Origin of the sequence: Pseudomonas sp. FP2254 (genome assembly GCF_030687695.1) — a bacterium.
In the GTDB taxonomy this organism is placed as follows: Bacteria; Pseudomonadota; Gammaproteobacteria; order Pseudomonadales; family Pseudomonadaceae; genus Aquipseudomonas; species Aquipseudomonas quebecensis.
In genome coordinates this window covers 718,372-737,272 of record NZ_CP117444.1, presented here as the reverse complement: position 1 = coordinate 737,272, position 18,901 = coordinate 718,372, and the positions used below count along the sequence as shown (strand labels likewise).

The 18,901-nt window shown below is 63.6% G+C and carries 20 protein-coding genes; 12 read left to right on the top strand and 8 right to left on the bottom strand.

Annotated features, from left to right (window positions below):
* Nucleotides 1–73: 73 nt before the first annotated feature.
* Both PSH94_RS03170 and PSH94_RS03165 read right to left on the bottom strand, forming a co-directional pair.
* Nucleotides 74–763: a helix-turn-helix transcriptional regulator gene (locus PSH94_RS03170; protein ID WP_181080843.1), complete on the bottom strand. Its 690-nt coding sequence runs from the start codon at nucleotides 761–763 to the stop codon at nucleotides 74–76.
* Between the two features lie 134 nt (nucleotides 764–897).
* Nucleotides 898–1,827, bottom strand: a complete 930-nt coding sequence (locus PSH94_RS03165) for a LysR family transcriptional regulator (RefSeq protein ID WP_305436443.1) — start codon at nucleotides 1,825–1,827, stop codon at nucleotides 898–900.
* A gap of 104 nt (nucleotides 1,828–1,931) precedes the next feature.
* On the opposite strand from PSH94_RS03165, the gene PSH94_RS03160 reads away from it, so the two are divergent.
* The 3 genes from PSH94_RS03160 (at nucleotide 1,932) to PSH94_RS03150 (ending at nucleotide 3,582) form a co-directional block, all read left to right on the top strand.
* Nucleotides 1,932–2,225: a putative quinol monooxygenase gene (locus PSH94_RS03160; protein ID WP_305436441.1), complete on the top strand. Its 294-nt coding sequence runs from the start codon at nucleotides 1,932–1,934 to the stop codon at nucleotides 2,223–2,225.
* Nucleotides 2,226–2,249: 24 nt separating this feature from the next.
* Nucleotides 2,250–3,263 carry a zinc-binding alcohol dehydrogenase family protein gene (locus PSH94_RS03155; protein ID WP_253510301.1) on the top strand — a complete coding sequence of 338 codons (1,014 nt, stop codon included), beginning with the start codon at nucleotides 2,250–2,252 and terminating at the stop codon, nucleotides 3,261–3,263.
* Between the two features lie 145 nt (nucleotides 3,264–3,408).
* Nucleotides 3,409–3,582 carry a hypothetical protein gene (locus tag PSH94_RS03150; protein ID WP_181080847.1) on the top strand — a complete coding sequence of 58 codons (174 nt, stop codon included), beginning with the start codon at nucleotides 3,409–3,411 and terminating at the stop codon, nucleotides 3,580–3,582.
* A 9-nt stretch (nucleotides 3,583–3,591) separates the two neighbouring features.
* Here PSH94_RS03150 and PSH94_RS03145 read toward each other — a convergent pair whose 3' ends face one another.
* Both PSH94_RS03145 and PSH94_RS03140 read right to left on the bottom strand, forming a co-directional pair.
* Nucleotides 3,592–4,785 carry a multidrug effflux MFS transporter gene (locus tag PSH94_RS03145; RefSeq protein WP_181080848.1) on the bottom strand — a complete coding sequence of 398 codons (1,194 nt, stop codon included), beginning with the start codon at nucleotides 4,783–4,785 and terminating at the stop codon, nucleotides 3,592–3,594.
* An 85-nt stretch (nucleotides 4,786–4,870) separates the two neighbouring features.
* Complete coding sequence (locus tag PSH94_RS03140; RefSeq protein ID WP_181080849.1) at nucleotides 4,871–5,062, bottom strand: heavy-metal-associated domain-containing protein; 192 nt, start codon at nucleotides 5,060–5,062, stop codon at nucleotides 4,871–4,873.
* Nucleotides 5,063–5,210: 148 nt separating this feature from the next.
* On the opposite strand from PSH94_RS03140, the gene PSH94_RS03135 reads away from it, so the two are divergent.
* The 3 genes from PSH94_RS03135 (at nucleotide 5,211) to cueR (ending at nucleotide 8,257) form a co-directional block, all read left to right on the top strand.
* Nucleotides 5,211–5,591: a hypothetical protein gene (locus PSH94_RS03135; RefSeq protein WP_181080850.1), complete on the top strand. Its 381-nt coding sequence runs from the start codon at nucleotides 5,211–5,213 to the stop codon at nucleotides 5,589–5,591.
* 66 nt (nucleotides 5,592–5,657) lie between these two features.
* Nucleotides 5,658–7,859, top strand: a complete 2,202-nt coding sequence (locus PSH94_RS03130) for a cation-translocating P-type ATPase (RefSeq protein WP_305436437.1) — start codon at nucleotides 5,658–5,660, stop codon at nucleotides 7,857–7,859.
* Entirely contained in the window at nucleotides 7,856–8,257 is a 402-nt protein-coding gene (gene cueR, locus PSH94_RS03125; protein WP_181080852.1) for a Cu(I)-responsive transcriptional regulator, read from the top strand. Before PSH94_RS03130 ends, cueR begins: the two co-directional genes overlap by 4 nt.
* Nucleotides 8,258–8,640: 383 nt before the next feature.
* Here cueR and PSH94_RS03120 read toward each other — a convergent pair whose 3' ends face one another.
* Complete coding sequence (locus PSH94_RS03120; protein ID WP_181080853.1) at nucleotides 8,641–9,540, bottom strand: PA4780 family RIO1-like protein kinase; 900 nt, start codon at nucleotides 9,538–9,540, stop codon at nucleotides 8,641–8,643.
* Nucleotides 9,541–9,674: 134 nt separating this feature from the next.
* On the bottom strand, nucleotides 9,675–10,952 hold the full coding sequence (locus tag PSH94_RS03115) for an acetyl-CoA C-acetyltransferase (RefSeq protein WP_181080854.1): 1,278 nt from the start codon (nucleotides 10,950–10,952) through the stop codon (nucleotides 9,675–9,677).
* 109 nt (nucleotides 10,953–11,061) lie between these two features.
* Between PSH94_RS03115 and PSH94_RS03110 the strand changes: the two genes are divergently transcribed.
* Together PSH94_RS03110 and PSH94_RS03105 are read left to right on the top strand one after the other, a co-directional pair.
* Nucleotides 11,062–12,414, top strand: a complete 1,353-nt coding sequence (locus tag PSH94_RS03110) for a 3-oxoacyl-ACP reductase (protein WP_305436436.1) — start codon at nucleotides 11,062–11,064, stop codon at nucleotides 12,412–12,414.
* 2 nt (nucleotides 12,415–12,416) lie between these two features.
* Complete coding sequence (locus PSH94_RS03105; RefSeq protein ID WP_305436434.1) at nucleotides 12,417–13,265, top strand: MaoC/PaaZ C-terminal domain-containing protein; 849 nt, start codon at nucleotides 12,417–12,419, stop codon at nucleotides 13,263–13,265.
* Between the two features lie 14 nt (nucleotides 13,266–13,279).
* Here PSH94_RS03105 and PSH94_RS03100 read toward each other — a convergent pair whose 3' ends face one another.
* Both PSH94_RS03100 and PSH94_RS03095 read right to left on the bottom strand, forming a co-directional pair.
* Nucleotides 13,280–13,690, bottom strand: coding sequence for a response regulator (locus PSH94_RS03100; RefSeq protein ID WP_181080857.1), 411 nt, complete (start codon nucleotides 13,688–13,690; stop codon nucleotides 13,280–13,282).
* Nucleotides 13,691–13,750: 60 nt separating this feature from the next.
* On the bottom strand, nucleotides 13,751–13,942 hold the full coding sequence (locus PSH94_RS03095; RefSeq protein ID WP_181080858.1) for a Flp family type IVb pilin: 192 nt from the start codon (nucleotides 13,940–13,942) through the stop codon (nucleotides 13,751–13,753).
* 332 nt (nucleotides 13,943–14,274) lie between these two features.
* Here PSH94_RS03095 and cpaB point away from each other — a divergent pair, with 332 nt between their 5' ends.
* Genes cpaB through PSH94_RS03075 form a run of 4 tightly spaced genes read left to right on the top strand, consistent with a single transcriptional unit; the run spans nucleotide 14,275 to nucleotide 18,899 of the window.
* Nucleotides 14,275–15,207: a Flp pilus assembly protein CpaB gene (cpaB, locus tag PSH94_RS03090; protein ID WP_305436431.1), complete on the top strand. Its 933-nt coding sequence runs from the start codon at nucleotides 14,275–14,277 to the stop codon at nucleotides 15,205–15,207.
* Between the two features lie 19 nt (nucleotides 15,208–15,226).
* Complete coding sequence (locus PSH94_RS03085) at nucleotides 15,227–16,444, top strand: type II and III secretion system protein family protein (RefSeq protein WP_305436429.1); 1,218 nt, start codon at nucleotides 15,227–15,229, stop codon at nucleotides 16,442–16,444.
* Nucleotides 16,441–17,634 carry a pilus assembly protein gene (locus PSH94_RS03080; protein ID WP_181080861.1) on the top strand — a complete coding sequence of 398 codons (1,194 nt, stop codon included), beginning with the start codon at nucleotides 16,441–16,443 and terminating at the stop codon, nucleotides 17,632–17,634. The genes PSH94_RS03085 and PSH94_RS03080 overlap by 4 nt, the downstream gene beginning before the upstream one ends.
* On the top strand, nucleotides 17,631–18,899 hold the full coding sequence (locus PSH94_RS03075) for a CpaF family protein (protein WP_181080862.1): 1,269 nt from the start codon (nucleotides 17,631–17,633) through the stop codon (nucleotides 18,897–18,899). Before PSH94_RS03080 ends, PSH94_RS03075 begins: the two co-directional genes overlap by 4 nt.
* Nucleotides 18,900–18,901: the final 2 nt, after the last annotated feature.

Here is an 18,901-nt window from a genome sequence, read left to right as displayed (position 1 = left end):
GCGGCATGCTTTTTCCGGGTTATTGCTGGATGCGACCTGATTGAAACTCTAAGCGACGACCGCGCGGCCAGCCTTACTCGTTCGCGGCCAGGCGAGCGATCTCCGCGTGCCCCACGGCATTGATCTGCAGGGCCCGGGACTCGTTGACCAGGCTGACCCAGTTGGACTGCAGGAACAGCTGCAACAACCCCGCACCCAATGTACCGCCCAGATGCGGATGCTGTTGGCTCCAGTCAAAACAATCGCACGCCAGGGGCGAGGCCAGCGCCTGGGTAAAAATACCCAGGCTCGCCAGCTGATGCGCGCCTTTGACGGTGATATCCAGGCGCTGCTCATAACGCTCGATCCACCCCGCCGCCCTCATGCGCGCGTACAACCCCGCCGCCAGCTCGCCCCCCAGGTGGCCGTGGCACAGCCGCGCTTGGCGCAATGCCGGCGGTGCCGCCAGGACCGGCAACGGAGCATCCGGCGCGGCGCGGGCCGCACTGGCCAGGGTAGTGCTGGCCAAGGCATCGATGGCATGGCTGACATCGGCGGCCGCCACACGGAACAGGCGCCGGCCACGTCGAGCCTCGGCGCGCAGCAGCCCACTGCCGATGAGCCGCGCCAAATGCGCATTGGCCGACGCCGGCGTCAGCCCGGCCAGCCTCGCCAACTCCTCCGACGACTTGGCGGAACCGTCCATCAAGGCCCAGAGCATGGCAATGCGTTTTGGCTCGGCCAGCAAGCCAGCGATCTGGCTGATACAAGGTGCTGCTTCCATCTGTTCACTCCCTGTCGAATCACGTTTCTGCTGCGGTTGGCGGCAAAGTATAGGTGCGCCAACCGCCGGTTCCGCGCGGTCTTACAGCGTGGATAGGGACAGAACCTGAGTGAAATTTCCTGCTGTGATGGAGTCTATTGGTCGGTGCCTGCCGGCTCCGGCATCTGCGCGGTCAGGATCGCACAGCGGGACACAAGCATTTCCCGCAACAGGTTGATCGGTTTGCTCAAGTGCGTCCGGTGCGCGCACAACAGATTGAGCGTCGTGGCCTCGCCGCGCAGTTGCGGCAGGACCAGGCGCAGACGCCCGGCGAGCACGTCGGTGCTCACATCCAGCCAGGATTTATAGGCGATGCCCACACCGGCCACGGCCCAGCGCCGCACCACATCGGCGTCATCGCTGAAACGGTTGCCGCTGACCGTCAGACTGATATCGCGCTTGCCGTCGTGAAAAACCCAATGGTCATGCACGCGGCCGCCGAGCCTATACAACAGGCAATTGTGCTGGGCCAGTTGCTCCAGGTGCCGGGGTTCGCCGTGACGCGCCAGGTAGCTGGGGGCGGCACACAGCACGCGAACATTGTTCGGCGCCACCGGCAACGCCACCAGGCTGGAGTCCTCGGGTTCGCCGTAGCGCAGGGCGATATCCACCGGCTGGCGAAACAGGTCGGCGATCCGATCGCCCAGCAACAGGCGCACATTGAGTTGCGGGTGTTCACGCTGGAAGTCATCCAGCCACGGCAATAACTGGTTACGGCCGAAGTCCGACGGTGCCGACAGTTGCAGGACTCCGCTGACATGGTCCTGCCCGCTGGCCAACAAGCGCCGCCCCTCATCCAGGGAACCCAGCGCCGCGCGGGCATACTCAAGAAACCCCTCGCCTTCGGCGGTCAAGCGCAGGCTACGGGTGGAGCGCGCCAGCAAACGCGCGCCCAGCTGCTGCTCGATGCGCTTGAGCGCCGCACTGGCCACGGCCGGCGATAAGTCCATCACCCGCGCCGCCGCCGACAGGCTGCCCAAATCCGCCGCACGTACAAACAGTTGCAAATCGTCAAAGCGCAGCATTATCAAAATTCCATTGAAACAGCCCGCTGTTTTAGCCGCTTTTATGTTGCCTGGAAATAGCCAATCATCTGCCCATCCCATTGCCAACGTGCCAGGAGTCGCTTATGTCCGCTGCCTTTAACGTTATCGCCACACTGATCGCCAAACCCGGCCAACAGGCCACCCTGGAAACCCTGCTGCGCGGCCTGCTGGCACCCACGCGCCATGAAGCCGGCTGCGAGCAATACGACCTGCACCAGGACCAGCAGCACCCCGAAACCTTCTACATGCTCGAACGCTGGCGCGACGATACTGCGTTGGCCGCCCACGACCAGAGCGCGCATATCCAGGACTTCCGCGCCCAAGCGGCGGATGTACTCGAACATTTCGAACTCAAGCGCCTGAATTTTCTGGCCTGATCACTGCCCTTTTCCGGAGCCCCCATGAAAGCCATTGCCTACTACGCGTCATTGCCCATCAACGACCCACAGTCCCTGCAAGACATCGAACTGCCGGCCCCCGTCGCCGGCCCGCGCGACCTGCTGGTGGAAGTCAAAGCCATCTCGGTCAACCCGGTGGACACCAAGGTGCGCCAGAACGTCGCCCCGGAACCCGGTACCGCCAAGGTGCTGGGCTGGGATGTCGCCGGCGTGGTCAAGGCGGTCGGCAGCGACGTGAGCCTGTTCAAGGCCGGCGACAAAGTGTTCTACGCCGGTTCCCTGACGCGCCCGGGCGGTAACAGCGAGTTGCACACGGTGGACGAACGCATCGTCGGGCATATGCCCAAAAGCCTGGGCTTTGCCGAAGCCGCCGCGCTGCCGCTGACCGCTATCACGGCCTGGGAGCTGCTGTTCGAGCGCCTGCAGATCCGCGAGGGCAAGGAGGATCAAGGCCAGAGCCTGCTGATCGTGGGTGCCGCCGGCGGTGTGGGTTCGATCCTGACCCAATTGGCCCGCCAACTGACAGCGTTAAAGGTGATCGGCACCGCCTCGCGCCCGGAAACCCAGGCATGGGCCAAAGCACTGGGCGCCCATCGGGTGATCGACCACAGCCAGCCGCTGAGCGAAGCCTTGCACCAGGCGGGCGAGGCGCAAGTGACTCATGTCGCCAGCCTGACCCAGACCGAGCACCACTTGGACCAACTGGTCGAAGCGCTGCAACCTCAGGGCAAGCTCGCGCTGATCGACGACCCCAAGGCGCTGGACGTGAGCAAGCTCAAGCGCAAGAGCCTGTCGCTGCACTGGGAATTCATGTACACGCGCTCGATGTTTGAGACGCCGGACATGATCGAACAGCACCACCTGCTCAATCGCGTGGCTGAACTGATCGACGCCGGCACGCTGGAAACCACGGTGGGCGAGCACTTCGGTGCAATCAACGCAGCGAACCTGCGTCGGGCCCACGCGTTGCTGGAGAGCGGCAAGGCCAAGGGCAAGATCGTGCTGGAAGGTTTCTGACAGCCGTCTGTGGGCGCCGTCTGTTATTCGTGTGAGTGATAGACGGCGCCACTAGTCAGAGAGTTGACCTTTGTCATATTTGCGAGCGCATTCGGGTTTATATTGGCCGCCTTTGCCACGATTCTTTTACGTGAGGAAGTCAGCAATGAAGATCCTGATAAAAGCGTTAGCAAAATCCCAGTGGGAGGTCCGCCTGGACCACAAAGCCATTACCTTTCGCAGTGAAGCCGAGGCCCGTGCCTTTGCCGAGACCCTGCAAGCGCGCATCCAGGCGCCGCACGCTTTCCCGATCAGCCAGCAACGCGCCGCCGCTGGCTGAAACCGTCCGTCAGCCCTGCGCCTGCAAGGCCCTGGCCCGTTGCAGGCGCAAGGTCGACATGGCCACCGTCACCGCCAATAACCCGCACAAGCTGATGACCATCGCCATCGGCAAGGCCGTCCCATCGTGTAACACCCCGACCAGCGACGCCGCTCCCGCGGCCACGCCGAACTGAATGCAACCGAGCAACGCCGACGCGCTACCGGCCCGAGCGCCTTGGCCGGCCATGGCGCACGCCGAGGTATTGGGCAGGATGCAGCCCAGACTGGCGATGCAAATAAACAGCGGCACCAGCAACGGCCACAACGCGTCGGTGCGCAACGCGGCCACACCCAGCAGCGTCAGCGCCGCCGCCACATACACCCACACCGTGCGCGACAGCAGGAACGCAGGGCCACGCTTGGCCAACAGGCGCGCATTGAGCTGCGCCACCAGGATAAAACCCGCAGCGTTGGAGCCGAACACCCAGCCGTAGTGCTCGGCGGGTACGCCGTAGAGTTTGATAAATACGAAAGGTGAGCCTGCGATGTAGGCAAACATCCCGGCAATCGACAATGCGCCGGTGAGGGCATAGCCGAGGTAGACACGGTCCGAGAGCAACTGAAGGTAACGACGCAGCGAGCCGGACAACGGCTGGCGCGGTTGATGGGCCGGGAAGGTTTCCGGCAGTCCCACCGCTACGGCGACGGCGGCCATCACACTGAAGATCGACAACGCTAGAAAGATCGACTGCCAGCCCCACAAGCCCACCATCAAACCGCCGGCCAGCGGCGCAAGGATCGGCGCCAGGCCAGTCACCAGCATCAGTTGGGAGAACACTTTGGCCGAGCCCACGGGGTCGCACTTGTCGCTGACCACCGCGCGGGAAATCACCATGCCCGCACAGCCGCCCAGGGCCTGCACGAAGCGCGCGCCGATCAGCCATTCCAGGGACGGCGCAAAGGCACAGGCGAAAGAGGCCAGGGTAAACAGGGTCACGCCGCTGAGCAGCGGCCCGCGCCGACCGAAACGGTCCGCCAGCGGGCCGTAGATCAATTGGCCGATGGCCAGGCCGGCAAAATACACCGCCAGGGTCAGCTGGATATGTTTTTCATCGGTGGCGAATGCCGTGGCCATCGATGGAAAACCAGGCAGGTAAAAATCGATCGCCAGCGGCGCGAAGGCGCTCAAGGCGCCCAGGATCAGAATGATGCGAAGGTTCATCGGGCACCCAAGTGAGTCGGCAGCCCGACAGTCTAGCCGCGCTTGGGTGCCTTGAACATTACGATAGCTCGCTAACTATTAAAAATCAGACGACGGTGTAGCCTTCTTCCTTGATCAGCCCGGCGATCGTTTCGCGGCTCAGTTGGCTCTGCACGCTGACCTGCTTGGCCGCCAGGTCTACCGTCACTTCGGCTGCCGGATCCCGGCTCTTCACCGCCTGGGTCACCGCTTTAACGCAATGGCCGCAGGTCATTCCTTCCACAGTGAACACTTGCATGACACGACTCCTTTGATGAGGTTGAACCCAGTCTCGACCTTGCCACGATGGCAAGGTCAAGTTCCTGAGAAATCGGCCGGGCTGGTATTCGGGAGCGACGTCGGCCAAGCTTGAACTTTCCCAAGCTGTGAACCACGGAGTACTCGCCATGCGCTGGTCGTTTTTTGGCCTTGTGGGCCTGATGAGCTTGTCTGCCGCCGCGCCCCAGGCCCTGGCCGCTGAAGACTATGCGGTACTGATCATTTCCAGGGAGCGCCTGGAAGTGCCGACCAACTGCGAGATCGGCCTGTACCTCAACGATCAGTTGGCGGGTCGGCTGTTCCAGGAGCAGTCCACCTCGTTCAACTTGCCGGCGGGCAATCTGTCGCTGCGTCTCAAGCTGCTGCCGGGTCAGTCACCGGGCTGCCTGCCAGGCCTGCTGGCACCGCCGGCGCAGAACATTACGTTGAAGGTCGGCGACGTACGCAAGCTGCGTATCGCCCAAGGCCCGGACGGCATGTACCTCAAGCCCGCCGCACTGGAATACTGAAGGCGCTTGACCTTACCCACAGGTCAAGGTTGATCCTGGGGGCTACTTCTCCTGGAGGACTGCCCCATGAATGGAACCACCACCTTTGACCTGCCCATCGGCGGCATGACCTGCGCCAGCTGCGCCGGCCGTGTCGAGCGCGCGCTGGGCAAGGTGCCGGGGGTGCAGAGCGTCAGCGTCAATCTGGCCAATGAGCGTGCTCACGTCGAAGTCCTCGGCCAGATAGACCCCAGCGTGCTGATCGCCGCCGTCGACAAAGCCGGCTACAGCGCCAGCCTGCCGCAAACCGAAACCCGCACCGCCGCCGATCAAGCCCAGCGCCTGCGCCGCGAGCGCTGGGCCTTGCTGCTGGCCATGGTTCTGGCATTGCCCCTGGTGCTGCCGATGCTGGTGCAGCCGTTCGGCCTGCATTGGATGCTGCCGGCCTGGGTGCAATTCGCCCTGGCCACCCCAGTGCAATTCATCCTCGGCGCGCGTTTTTACGTGGCCGCCTGGAAAGCCGTGCGCGCCGGAGCGGGCAATATGGATTTGCTGGTCGCCATCGGCACCAGCGCCGGTTACGGCCTGAGCGTGTACGAATGGCTCACCGCTCCGGCCGGCAGCATGCCGCATCTGTATTTTGAAGCTTCTGCGGTGGTGATCGCCCTGATCCTGCTGGGCAAATACCTGGAAAGCCGCGCCAAGCGCCAGACCGCCAGCGCCATCCGCGCCCTGGAAGCCTTGCGCCCCGAACGGGCGACCCGCGTGCGCGATGGCCATGAGCAAGAGGTGGCAATCACCGCCCTGTCGCTCAACGACGTGGTCAGCGTCAAACCCGGCGAGCGTTTCCCGGTGGACGGTGAGGTGATCGAAGGCCAGAGCCATGCCGACGAAGCCTTGATCAGCGGCGAGAGTTTGCCGGTGCCCAAACAGCCCGGCGACAAGGTCACCGGCGGCGCCATCAACGGTGAAGGTCGCTTGCTGGTGCGCACCACCGCGCTGGGCGCCGAAAGCGTCCTGGCGCGGATCATCCGCCTGGTGGAAGACGCCCAGGCCGCCAAGGCGCCGATCCAGAAACTGGTGGATAAAGTCAGCCGCGTGTTTGTACCGGCCGTACTGGTGCTGGCGCTGATTACGCTGCTGGGCTGGTGGCTGTACGGTGCGCCGCTGGAAACCGCCATTATCAATGCGGTCGCGGTGCTGGTGATCGCCTGCCCTTGCGCCCTGGGCCTGGCCACACCCACCGCGATCATGGCCGGCACCGGCGTGGCGGCGCGCCATGGCATTCTGATCAAGGACGCCGAAGCCTTGGAGCGCGCCCATGAAGTGAGCGCCGTGGTGTTCGACAAGACCGGTACCCTCACCTCCGGCGCGCCCAGGATCGCGCACCTGATCGCGGTAAATGGCGATCAAGCCCAACTGTTGCAACAGGCTGGTGCCCTGCAACGCGGCAGTGAACACCCCTTGGCCAATGCGGTGCTGCAGGCCTGCCAAGAACAGCAGTTGAGCATCGCCGATGTCAGCGCCAGCCAATCCCTGACTGGGCGCGGTATCGCCGGCACCCTCGATGGTCGGCCACTGGCCTTGGGCAATCGTCGGCTGCTCGAAGACAGCGGCCTCACCCCCGGCGACCTGGCGGATACCGCCCAGGCCTGGGAGTCCGAAGGTCGCACGTTGTCCTGGTTGATCGAGCAAGGCGCGCAACCCCGGGTGCTGGGGCTGTTCGCGTTTGGCGATACCCTCAAGCCCGGTGCGCTGCAGGCCGTGGGGCAACTCAAGGCCCAGGGCATCAGCAGCCATCTGCTCACCGGTGACAACCGTGGCAGCGCGCGGGTGGTGGCGCAGGCGCTGGGCATCGATGATGTGCATGCCGAAGTGCTGCCCGCCGACAAAGCCGCCACCGTTACCACGCTGAAAAAAACCAATGTGGTGGCGATGGTCGGCGATGGTATCAATGACGCCCCGGCGCTGGCGGCCGCCGATATCGGCATCGCCATGGGCGGTGGCACCGATGTGGCCATGCACGCCGCCGGCATTACCCTGATGCGCGGCGACCCGCGCCTGGTTCCGGCCGCGCTGGAGATCAGCCGCAAGACCTACGCCAAGATCCGGCAGAACCTATTCTGGGCCTTTGTGTATAACTTGATTGGCATTCCCCTGGCGGCGTTCGGCCTGCTCAACCCGGTGCTGGCGGGCGCGGCGATGGCGTTGTCCAGCGTCAGCGTAGTGAGCAATGCCTTGCTGTTGAAAACCTGGAAACCCAAGGATGTGGAGGATCAACACCCATGAACATCGGCCAAGCCGCCCGGCAAAGCGGCCTCAGCGCCAAGATGATTCGCTACTACGAATCCATCGGCCTGTTGAAAGCAGCTCACCGCACTGACAGCGGCTACCGCGTCTACGGCGCGGATGACCTGCACACATTGGCGTTTATCAAACGCGCGCGGGATCTGGGGTTTTCCCTGGAGGAAGTCGGCAAGTTGCTGACCTTGTGGCAGGACCGCAATCGTGCCAGCGCCGACGTAAAAGCCCTGGCGCGCCAGCACATCGACGCACTCAACCAGAAAATCCTGGAACTGGGCCAACTGCGCGACACCTTGCAGGACCTGGTGGAACACTGCCAGGGCGATGACCGGCCCGATTGTCCGATTCTCAAGGAGTTGGCGTCCGGCACTTGCTGCTCCTAAGGGCATACGCAAAACCAATGTGGGAGAGAGCTTGCCCGATAGCGGTGGATCAGCCAGCCGTTGCGGTAACTGAAACGCTGCCATCGGGGCATAGGTATCTTCACAAGTCTTAAAGGCGGACACATAACGCTGTGGTGAGCAGGCTTGCCCTGCGCTGGGGCGCGAAGCGGCCCCTCTCCGCACACTGTGGCGTATCAGGCCAAACCGGTTGTCAGGTTTTAGGGCCGCTTCGCAGCCCACCGCAGGGCAAGCCTGCTCACCACAAAAACCTCACTTTCTCAGGTTATGTTTTCTACCGAAGCTGTGTAGATACCTGTGCCACCGGGGGCAGGTCGAATCGTCGCACCGCCCCTCCCACCTGTTGATCTGCATGCAGCCGAAGACTATTGCATCCAGGGCGGCGGCGGTGGCTCGTCGGGGGTTTTGCTCGACGGCGCATCATCCGCCGCTCGAATCGCCTGGCGGCGCTCTTCATCCAGCCGCGCCGCTTCGATCTCACGGATCACGCCGCCGACATCCGCCAGCTCTTCGGGCTCGTCGAACTCGCCGGTCAAGACGCTGCCCGGGTGCAAGGTACCGGCTTCGTACAAGGCCCACATTTCCTTGGCGTACTTGGTCTTTTTCAGCTCCGGGGCAAAGCGCCCGAAGTAGGAAGCCATGTTGCCCACGTCGCGTTCCAGCATGCTGAATGCATGGTTGTTGCCCGCCGCATCCACTGCCTGGGGCAAGTCGATGATCACCGGGCCGGTCGGCGTGAGCAGCACGTTGAATTCGGACAGGTCACCGTGCACCAGACCGGTACACAGCATCAGCACGATCTGCGAAATCAGAAAGGCGTGGTACTCGCGGGCCTGATCCGGCTCCAGCACCACGTCGTTCAGACGCGGCGCGGCGTCGCCGTACTCATCGGCCACCAGTTCCATCAACAACACGCCTTCGAGAAAGTCGTACGGCTGCGGCACGCGTACGCCGGCGCCGGCCAAGCGGAACAACGCCGCCACTTCGGCGTTCTGCCAGGCGTCCTCGGTTTCTTTCTTGCCGAACTTGGAACCCTTGGCCATGGCCCGGGCCTGACGGCTGTTACGGACCTTACGGCCTTCCTGGTATTCGGATGCCTGACGAAAACTTCGTTTATTCGCCTCCTTGTAAACCTTGGCGCAACGCAATTCATTGCCGCAGCGCACCACATAAACAGCTGCTTCTTTACCACTCATGAGTGGGCGCAGCACTTCGTCGACCAGACCGTCTTCGATCAGGGGTTCAATGCGTTTAGGAGTCTTCATCAGCTTTTATTGTGGGTCCTTTGTTACCAAATACGCGTATGGCACTCGTTATACGGCAATCGGCTCGCTGGTGGGAGAGGCGACTGATCTTTGCCCGTTGAAGAATGCAACCAATAGGCCAATTAAGGGCGCCCTCAGCGCTCGATGATCGCCGTCACACCTTGCCCACCCGCGGCGCAGATCGAGATCAGCCCACGGCCCTTGCCCGCCGTCGCCAGCAATTTGGCCAGGTTGGCGACAATGCGCCCGCCGGTAGCGGCAAACGGATGCCCCGCCGCCAGGGAACTGCCCTTGACGTTGAGACGGCTGCGGTCAATCGCGCCCAATGGCGCGTCCAGCGCCAGGCGAGTCTTGCAGTAATCGGCATCTTCCCAGGCCTTGAGCGTGCACAACACTTGGGCGGCGAAGGCTTCGTGGATCTCGTAGTAATCGAAGTCCTGCAATGTAAGACCATTCCTGGCCAGCAAGCGCGGCACCGCATACACCGGCGCCATCAGCAGGCCTTCGGCACCGTTGACGAAATCCACCGCCGCCGCTTCGCCATCGCGCAGATAGGCCAGGATCGGCAAGCCGCGCTCCTGGGCCCACGCCTCGCTGCCCAGTAACACCAGGGATGCGCCGTCCGTCAACGGGGTGGAATTGCCGGCGGTGAGCGTGCCCTTCTCGCTGCGTTCAAACGCTGGCTTGAGGGCGGCGAGTTTCTCCAGCGTCAGGTCGGGGCGCAGGTTGTTGTCGCGGGTCAGGCCCAAAAACGGGGTGGTCAGGTCGTCGTGCCAGCCTTCGGCGTAAGCGGCGGCCATTTTCCGGTGGCTCTCCAGGGCGAGTTGGTCCTGCTCGTCGCGGGGGATCTGCCAGGTCTGCGCCATCAACTCGCAATGCTGGCCCATGGACAAACCGGTGCGCGGTTCGCCATTGCGCGGCAGCTCGGGCTTGAGGTGATGGGGACGAAGTTGTAACAGGACTTTCAGTTTATCCGCCACGGACTTGCTGCGATTGGCCTGCAGCAGAATCCTGCGCAGGCCTTCGTTCACGCCGATGGGCGCGTCGGAGGTGGTGTCCACGCCGCCGGCAATGCCGCATTCGATCTGGCCCAGGGCAATTTTGTTGGCCACCAGCAGCGCCGCCTCCAGCCCTGTGCCGCAGGCCTGCTGAATGTCGTAGGCGGGGGTTTGCGGGGACAGGCGCGAGCCGAGTACGCATTCGCGGGTCAGGTTGAAATCCCGCGAATGCTTGAGCACCGCCCCGGCGGCCACTTCACCCAGACGCAGGCCGTGCAGGTTGTAGCGTTCGATCAAGCCTTCCAGGGCGGCCGTCAGCATCGCCTGGTTGCTCGCCGTGGCGTAAGGGCCGTTGGAGCGGGCGAAAGGAATGCGGTTACCGCCAATGATCGCTACACGCCGCAATTGAGTCATGGAAAGCTCCCTGTGTGTGATGGGCCGGGGTGGGACCGTTAAGCCTAGTCGAACGACTGCTACCCTGGGATGGTCAACCCTTTGAACCCCAGCCTTCGGAGAGCGTTCCATGTCTGACCGTTATATCGACTTCGCCAACTCCAGCCTCGGCCAGCGCCTGGTCGCCGCCATTGGCCTGCCGTCGCCGGGACGCCTGGAACGCTGGCAGGCCGGGCGCCTGCGTCCCGTCGAGGGCGCCTTGCTGCTCGGTGGCGGCGCGTTGGCGGCCCAGGTGCTGCCGTTCGCCAACAAACTCACCGACGCCGTCTACAGCTACGGCGCCGAACCGCTGGGCGCCCCCGCGTGGATCCCCGGCCACGGGCCCAAGCTCAAGGCGGTGGTGTTCGACGCCAGTGGCCTGCAGCACACCGATTCGCTCAAGCAACTGCGCGAATTCTTTCAGCCGCTGCTGAAAAATCTCGACCATAGCGCCCACTTGGTGATCCTCGGTCGCGCCCCGGAAAGCCTCAGCGATCCGTTCGCCGCCAGCGCCCAGCGCGCCCTGGAAGGCTTCAGCCGCTCTTTGGCCAAGGAACTGCGTAACGGCGGCGTGCTGCAGTTGCTGTATGTCGGCGACGGTGCCGAGGCGCAACTGGAAGGTACGCTGCGTTTCTTCCTGTCGCCGAAAAGCGCCTACATCTCAGGCCAGGTGATTCGTCTGCAGGCCTGCGACACCCCGGTGGAGGACTGGACACGTCCGTTGGCGCGGCGCAAGGCTTTGGTCACCGGCGCCGCCCGTGGCATCGGCGCGGCCATCGCCGAAACCCTGGCCCGTGACGGCGCGCAGGTGATCCTGCTCGACGTGCCCCAGGCCAAGGCCGATCTGGAAGCCCTCGCCGCTCGCCTGGGCGCCCGCACCGTCGTATTGGATATCTGCGCCGAGGACGCCGCCACGCAGTTGATTGAACACCTGCCCGACGGCCTCGACATTCTGGTGCATAACGCCGGCATCACCCGCGACAAGACCCTGGCCAATATGACCCCGGAATATTGGGATGCGGTATTGGCGGTCAACCTGAATGCGCCGCAGGTACTGACCAAAGCCCTGCTCGACAGCGGCACCCTGCACGACAACGCCCGCGTGGTGCTGCTGGCCTCCATCAGCGGCATCGCCGGCAACCGCGGGCAAACCAATTACGCCGCGAGCAAGGCCGGCTTGATTGGCCTGGCCGAAGCCTGGGCGCCATCGCTCAAACCTCGGGGCATCAGCATCAATGCCGTCGCCCCCGGATTTATCGAAACCCAGATGACCGCGCATATTCCGTTCGCCCTGCGTGAAGCCGGGCGGCGCATGAGTTCGCTGGGCCAGGGCGGTTTGCCTCAGGATGTCGCTGAGGCCGTGGCGTGGCTGGGCCAGCCCGGCTCCGGCGCGGTCAGCGGGCAAGCGCTGCGGGTGTGCGGGCAAAGTCTATTGGGAGCGTGAGCATGCAGTGGCAGACCTTAAACAACCGACCGTTACTGCCGCCACTGTATTGGCGCGCGGCGCTCAAGCGCAGGATCAGCGGCAACACGCTGCCCGACCGGGGGCTGCGCTGCCGGGTCAGCGTCGATCCCAAGGCGGTGGCGGCGTATCGCAAGGTATGCGGCTTTGCCGACAGCCCGATGTTGCCCGCCACCTACCCGCATATCCTCGCTTTCGGCGTGCAGATGCAGTTACTCACCGACACCTCGTTCCCGTTCCCTCTGCTGGGGCTGATCCATCTGAGCAACCGTATCCGCGTCCACCGCCCACTGGGAGGCGTGGGCGAACTGTGGGTCGGCGTGCATGCGCAGAACCTCAAGTCACACGCCAAAGGCGCGACTTTTGACCTGATCACCACTGTCGAAGACGCCCTCGGCCTGCTCTGGGAAGGCGAGAGCCGCATGCTGTGCCGGGGCGTGAAGCTGCCAGGCGAAGCCACGGATGAGCCGTTGCCCACGCCCATCCAGGTCAGCGAACTGACGCGCTGGAACGCCCCCGCCGATATCGGCCGCCGCTACGCGCGGGTGTCCGGCGACTACAACCCGATCCACCTCAGCGCCCTCACCGCCAGGCTGTTCGGTTTTCCCCAGGCCATTGCCCACGGCTTGTGGAACAAGGCGCACAGCCTGGCCGCCTTGGGTGAGCACTTGCCCGCGGCCAATATCGAGTTGTACGTGGAGTTCCGCAAACCGGTGCGATTGCCCAGCGACCTGCGGTTATCGGCCAGCGCGGCCGGTTCAAGTGGCGAGTGGGTACTGAACGGGAGCGGCGGGATCGAGCATATGGTCGGCAAGTGGCAGCCGATCGGCTGAAAGGCAACCGATGCTCATGGCTTTAGTCGTGTGGGCCGCACGGGAAACAGGTTATTCAACGTATCGATCAACCGCACCAGGTAGATCGGTTTGCGAAACAGGTCCAGCACCTGCAGGCGCAGCAGGTCGCTGACATCATCCATCTCGGCATGGCCGGTCATGACGATCACAGGCAGGTGCGAGCGCTCGGTATGTTCGCGCAGGCGCTTGATCAGGGAGATGCCGCTTTCCTCGGGCATTCGCAGGTCGGTGATCACCAGTGCGATGTCCGGGTGCAGCGTGAGTTCCTGCAGGGCAAAGGTGACCGAGGTCGCGGTGTAGCATTCGAAGCCTTCGTTCTCAAGGGACTCAGCAAGCTCAACCAGCGCGTCCTCTTCGTCGTCCACCAAAAGAATTTGCTGGCGGGTTGGCGAAGAGGCGCTCATAGACATTCCCTAATTGAAAAAATACTTAAAGGAAGATGGCCACGCGTGATACCGACGGTCTCAGGTGGTCATCTTCGTCGCAATACTGTCGAAGATCGATTTGATCTTGTCGCCAAGCCCTGCCCCGGCGCCAACAATTACCAATGCAACCAGCGCCACGATAATGGCGTATTCGATACCTGACGCCCCTTCGTCGCGCTTGAAAAACAGTTGCGCCTGCACGTAAAGCTTCAACATCTGGTCAAGGAACATAAGACTTCTCCCTAATACGACACAGCAAGCCGTTATGGCTCTAGCGCGGATCATCGCGGCGTGCCTTTAGAGCATTGTCAACAAACCCCAGCCTCACAACTGTAATAACGGATTAATCACAAAGTATTAGTCGTAAAGTTCGCGCCGCGCCAGCGCGCACCTGGTGCAGATGCAGTTTACGAGGCGGATTAATTTTCCCGACGTTAATGGCGTTTCGTCCTACCTGAGCTACCGTCAAATAGCCAAATCGTTACATGTTCATCACAGCCAGGTTGCGAATTAACTCGTTTGGATAGACGGGTAGGCAGTGCAACGCAAGGAGGAGAGCCGTCATGAACAGTCGCATCAGCATGGCGCTGGCCGGCTTGCTGCTCATCGGGGCATTGATCGCGGGGTATTGGGGGCTGGTGTTGAGTCGCACGCCCGAACCTGTCGCCGCCCCCTTCGTTTCCGTGGAAAGCACCGCTGCCGCCGTCGAAGACCAGACCCGGCGCCCCGTGGTGGTGCTGGTACATGACGTGCCCGCGTTCGTCCCTCTCACCGCTGCCGACCTGGCGCTGGAAAACCTGCGTACCGTGCCCGCCGGTAGCCTCACGGAACTCGACCAGGCCATCGGCCGCCGGCCGTTGCGCGCCTTGGGCGCGGGCACCTGGCTCAATGATCAAAGCTTCAGCGAAGGCGGTCCGCTGGCGCGCATGATTCGCCCGGACGAACGCGCGCTGGCCGTCGCGGTGGACGAAGTGATCGGCGCCGCCGGGCAACTGAGCCCCGGTGATTACGTGGATGTGCTGCTGTTTCTGGCGCGGGACACCGATAATGCGCAACAGTCGGCACAGATCATCATTCCCGCGCTGCGCCTGCTCAGCGTCGGCGATCAACTGGGCCTGGCCAACGACGGCCAGCCCGCCGTGCCGCCACCGGCCACCGTGGAAGAACGCGCCCAGGCTGCCCAACGCCGGGCGGGCGCACGCACCGTGGTGCTGGCAGTGCCGGAGCCTTTGTTGAGTCGCCTGATGCTTGCGGCGCAAGCGGGTACGTTGCGCCTGGCCGTGCGCAGCGCCGATGAACAGTTGCTTGGCAGGTACTGGGCCGGCGAAAGCGATCCCACGAGCACACTCGCCGAGGCCAACCGCGACCTCTACCAATTTACCCAACTGGCTCTGATCGGCCCGCCCAAAAGCCCCGCGCAGAGCGACACCGCCCCAGCCGTCCGCCGAGGTATCGAAGTGATACGCGGCGCCCAGGCCGCTCAACAAACCCAGTGACCGTGCAAGGATGCCGTGAATGAGCCATCGCTACGCCCGCCCCTTCGCGCCCCTGGCCTGGGCCTTGCTGCTGATATGCCTGCCGGTGGATAGGGCGTTGGCGGCGTCGAGTAATTGCAGCGTCCTGGGCCCCTTGCCGGCGGTGCTCGAAGTCGGCGAGGGCCTGCAACAGGAAGTGCAATCGCCGGTCGCCATCACCCGCCTGGCGATCGGCGACCCGAAAATCGCCGATGTGCGGGTCAACGGCGATCGCCACTTCCTGCTCACCGGCGTCGGCAGTGGCGCCACCAGCCTGATGGTCTGGACCGCCTGCGCCAGCGCGCCCCGCCAAAGCATGGTGTTCGTCAAGGGCAAGGCCACGGCGGCGCTCACCAGCCTGTCACTGTCGCCATCCCAGGATCCGCTGCTGCCCAGCCAGGTGCAGACCGACATCCGCTTCGTCGAAGTCAGTCGCAGCAAACTCAAGGAAGCCAGCACCCGCTTGCTCGGCAACGGCAGCAACTTTTTCTTCGGCAGTCCCAATCTGCTGTCCCCGTCGGAAGGCGTGTTCAAGCTGCCGGTGAGCGCCGACAGTTTCAACATCGGTTTTGGCGGCGGGCGGGTCAAGGCCATGATCAACGCCTTGGAGCGCAGCGGTTTTGCCTATACCCTCGCACGCCCCAGCCTGGTGGCCATGAGCGGCCAGAGCGCCAGTTTCCTCGCCGGCGGTGAAGTGCCCGTGCCGGTGCCGAGCGCCGGCAGCGACAGCATCTCCATCGAATACAAAGAGTTCGGCATCCGCCTGACGCTCACGCCCACGGTGATCGACCGCACCCGCATCACCCTTAAGGTCGCGCCGGAAGTCAGCGAACTGGACTACAGCAACGCCGTGCAGATCCAGGGCATCCAAGTGCCGGCGCTGACCGTGCGCCGCACCGACACCAGCGTGTCCCTGGCCGATGGCGAAAGTTTTGTGATCAGCGGGCTGATCAGCACCAATGCACGCTCCACTATTAACAAATTTCCGGGACTGGGGGATATCCCGATTCTCGGCGCGTTTTTTCGCGACGCCAACAGCAGCCGCGAAGAAAAGGAGTTGCTGATGATCGTCACCCCGCACCTGGTGCAGCCACTGGCTGCCAATGCGCAATTGCCATCGCTGCCCGGTGAAAAACTGCGCAGCTACGATCCGAATTGGTACCGCTTGTTCTTCCTCGAAAACGGCGACTTCGACCGTCGCAGTGGACTGTCCCAATGAGCAATAGCCTGAGCCAGACCTTCCTGGCCATTACCCGCAACAGCGTCGACCTGGAGTGGCTGCAGGGCGCCCTAGCGCCCCTCGGCCAAGTGGTCGGTGCCGGGGGTGGCAGCCTGGACGAACTGCTTGCCCTGGTGGACGTGACCTTCGCCAACCTGGTGTTCATCGGGCTAGACCGCGACAACGTGGTGGCCCAGAGCGCACTGATCGAAGGTGCCCTGGAAGCCAAGCCGATGCTGGCGATCGTCGCCCTCGGCGACGGCATGGACAACCAGTTGGTGCTCAATGCGATGCGGGCCGGCGCGCGGGATTTTGTCGCCTACGGCTCACGCTCAAGCGAAGTGGCCGGGCTGGTACGCCGCCTGAGCAAACGTCTGCCGCCCAGCGCGCCGAATGCGCACCTGGGCGGGCTTACCGTGCTCTACGGCACCCAGGGCAATGGCGACGGCGCCCTGCTGGCCAGCCACCTGGCCATGGTGGTGCAAAAGAGCGGGCAGCAGACCCTGTTGCTCGACCTGGGCCTGCCGCGCGGCGACAGCCTGGCGCTGCTGGGCCTGGAAAGCACCTTCAACTTCGGCGATGCCCTGCGCCATCTGCGGCGCCTGGACACTACGTTGATCGACAGCGCCTTCGCCCGCGCCGATGACAACCTGCGCATCCTGGCCTATGCCGGTCACGACGAGCCCCTGGAACTGACCAGCGCCGCCGAGGTGTACATGCTGCTCAGCGCCCTGCGCCAGCACTTCCAGCACATCGTCGTGAACCTCACCGGGCAGACCGACAGCGAAGCCCTGCGCACCTTCGTCAGCCACTGCGACAAGCTGCTGTGGTGCACCGACCAGAGTGTGCTCGATTGCCGGCGCAACCTGGCGGTGCTCAACCTGTGGCGGGAAAAAGGCATGAAACTCGAACACGCCAAGCTGCTGATCGACCGCCACCTCAAAAGCTGCGCGCCGGACATCGACACCTTGGAAAAGACCTACGGCCTGGAATGCGTCGCGGTGCTGCCCCTGAGCGCGGAATTGCGCATGAATGCCAAAAACCAGGGGCAAAGCCTGTTCAGCCTGGCCCCCCGAGAGACCTTGACCCAAGGCCTGCGCACCCTCGGCGAACGCCTGGCCAGACGCTCCGAAGGCATGCAGAAACCGTCGGCGCGCTGGTTCGAACGTCTGCGCAGGTCGCAACGATGAACGGCGAGAAACTGTTCGGCGGCCCGGCCCGCGCCCCCGGGCACAACGACCATGACGGGCTGAAACTGGTGTTGCACCGCTACATCATCGATGCCATCGAGGAGTCGGGCAAAAACCTGCTGGAAGGCACGCGCCAATCCCTGGCGCAGTTGGTGATCGATAAAGTGTCGGAATACATCACGCGCATGCACCTGGCGGTTTCCCGTTACGAGATGGAGCGCCTGGCCGAAGAAATCGTCGACGAACTGACCGGCTTCGGCCCACTGGAAGTGCTGCTGCGCGACCCGGCGGTGACCGAGATACTGGTCAACGGCCCGCACCGGGTGTTTATCGAGCGCGAAGGCCTGCTGCACCAGAGCGACCTGCGTTTTATCGATGCGCACCATGTGGAGCGGGTGATGCAGCGAATCCTCGCACCGTTGGGCCGGCGCCTGGACGAATCGTCACCCATGGTCGATGCGCGGTTGCCGGACGGCAGCCGGGTCAACGCGATTATCCCGCCGATTGCGCTGGATGGGCCCTGCCTGTCGATCCGCAAGTTCCGCAAAGACATGCTCAAGAGCAGCGACCTGGTGGCGATGCAAACCATCGACCACAGCATCTTCGAGTTTTTTCAGGACGCGGTGGGCAAGCGTTGCAACATCCTGATCAGCGGCGGCACCGGCACCGGCAAGACCACGCTGCTCAATATCCTCAGCCAATTGATCAACCCCCACGAACGCCTGGTCACCATCGAAGACGTCGCCGAACTGCAATTGGGCCACCCACACGTGGTGCGTCTGGAAACCCGCCCGCCGAATGCCGAGGGGCATGGCGAGGTCAAGGCCAGCGACCTGATCCGCAACGCCCTGAGGATGCGCCCGGACCGCATCATCCTCGGTGAAATCCGCGGCGTGGAAGTGCTCGATGTACTCACCGCGATGAACACCGGTCACGACGGCTCCATGAGCACCGTGCATGCCAACAACGCCCAGGATGCGCTGCTGCGTCTGGAAACCCTGGTAGGCCTCACCGGCCGTGTGGTCGCGGAAAAAACCCTGCGCCAGATGATCTGCGCGGCGCTGGACGTAGTGATCCAACTCACCCGCCTGCCCGATGGCCGGCGCTGCGTGAGCGAGGTGGTGGAAGTGGTGGGCGTGCGCGATGACATTTACGTCACCAACACGCTGTTTCGCCTGGACCGACGCACCGCCGTCGGGTTCGTGCGCGAAGCGCTCAACCCGGCGGGCGACAAACTGCGCCGCGAAAGCGCGCTGCCGCAGTAAGG

Excerpts from the sequence above, each read along its gene's own strand:
- PSH94_RS03170 (WP_181080843.1), bottom strand. The coding sequence starts at position 763 with ATGGAAGCAGCACCTTGTATCAGCCAGATCGCTGGCTTGCTGGCCGAG.
- PSH94_RS03165 (WP_305436443.1), bottom strand. The coding sequence starts at position 1,827 with ATGCTGCGCTTTGACGATTTGCAACTGTTTGTACGTGCGGCGGATTTG.
- PSH94_RS03160 (WP_305436441.1), top strand. The coding sequence starts at position 1,932 with ATGTCCGCTGCCTTTAACGTTATCGCCACACTGATCGCCAAACCCGGC.
- PSH94_RS03155 (WP_253510301.1), top strand. The coding sequence starts at position 2,250 with ATGAAAGCCATTGCCTACTACGCGTCATTGCCCATCAACGACCCACAG.
- PSH94_RS03150 (WP_181080847.1), top strand. The coding sequence starts at position 3,409 with ATGAAGATCCTGATAAAAGCGTTAGCAAAATCCCAGTGGGAGGTCCGC.
- PSH94_RS03145 (WP_181080848.1), bottom strand. The coding sequence starts at position 4,785 with ATGAACCTTCGCATCATTCTGATCCTGGGCGCCTTGAGCGCCTTCGCG.
- PSH94_RS03140 (WP_181080849.1), bottom strand. The coding sequence starts at position 5,062 with ATGCAAGTGTTCACTGTGGAAGGAATGACCTGCGGCCATTGCGTTAAA.
- PSH94_RS03135 (WP_181080850.1), top strand. The coding sequence starts at position 5,211 with ATGCGCTGGTCGTTTTTTGGCCTTGTGGGCCTGATGAGCTTGTCTGCC.
- PSH94_RS03130 (WP_305436437.1), top strand. The coding sequence starts at position 5,658 with ATGAATGGAACCACCACCTTTGACCTGCCCATCGGCGGCATGACCTGC.
- cueR (WP_181080852.1), top strand. The coding sequence starts at position 7,856 with ATGAACATCGGCCAAGCCGCCCGGCAAAGCGGCCTCAGCGCCAAGATG.
- PSH94_RS03120 (WP_181080853.1), bottom strand. The coding sequence starts at position 9,540 with ATGAAGACTCCTAAACGCATTGAACCCCTGATCGAAGACGGTCTGGTC.
- PSH94_RS03115 (WP_181080854.1), bottom strand. The coding sequence starts at position 10,952 with ATGACTCAATTGCGGCGTGTAGCGATCATTGGCGGTAACCGCATTCCT.
- PSH94_RS03110 (WP_305436436.1), top strand. The coding sequence starts at position 11,062 with ATGTCTGACCGTTATATCGACTTCGCCAACTCCAGCCTCGGCCAGCGC.
- PSH94_RS03105 (WP_305436434.1), top strand. The coding sequence starts at position 12,417 with ATGCAGTGGCAGACCTTAAACAACCGACCGTTACTGCCGCCACTGTAT.
- PSH94_RS03100 (WP_181080857.1), bottom strand. The coding sequence starts at position 13,690 with ATGAGCGCCTCTTCGCCAACCCGCCAGCAAATTCTTTTGGTGGACGAC.
- PSH94_RS03095 (WP_181080858.1), bottom strand. The coding sequence starts at position 13,942 with ATGTTCCTTGACCAGATGTTGAAGCTTTACGTGCAGGCGCAACTGTTT.
- cpaB (WP_305436431.1), top strand. The coding sequence starts at position 14,275 with ATGAACAGTCGCATCAGCATGGCGCTGGCCGGCTTGCTGCTCATCGGG.
- PSH94_RS03085 (WP_305436429.1), top strand. The coding sequence starts at position 15,227 with ATGAGCCATCGCTACGCCCGCCCCTTCGCGCCCCTGGCCTGGGCCTTG.
- PSH94_RS03080 (WP_181080861.1), top strand. The coding sequence starts at position 16,441 with ATGAGCAATAGCCTGAGCCAGACCTTCCTGGCCATTACCCGCAACAGC.
- PSH94_RS03075 (WP_181080862.1), top strand. The coding sequence starts at position 17,631 with ATGAACGGCGAGAAACTGTTCGGCGGCCCGGCCCGCGCCCCCGGGCAC.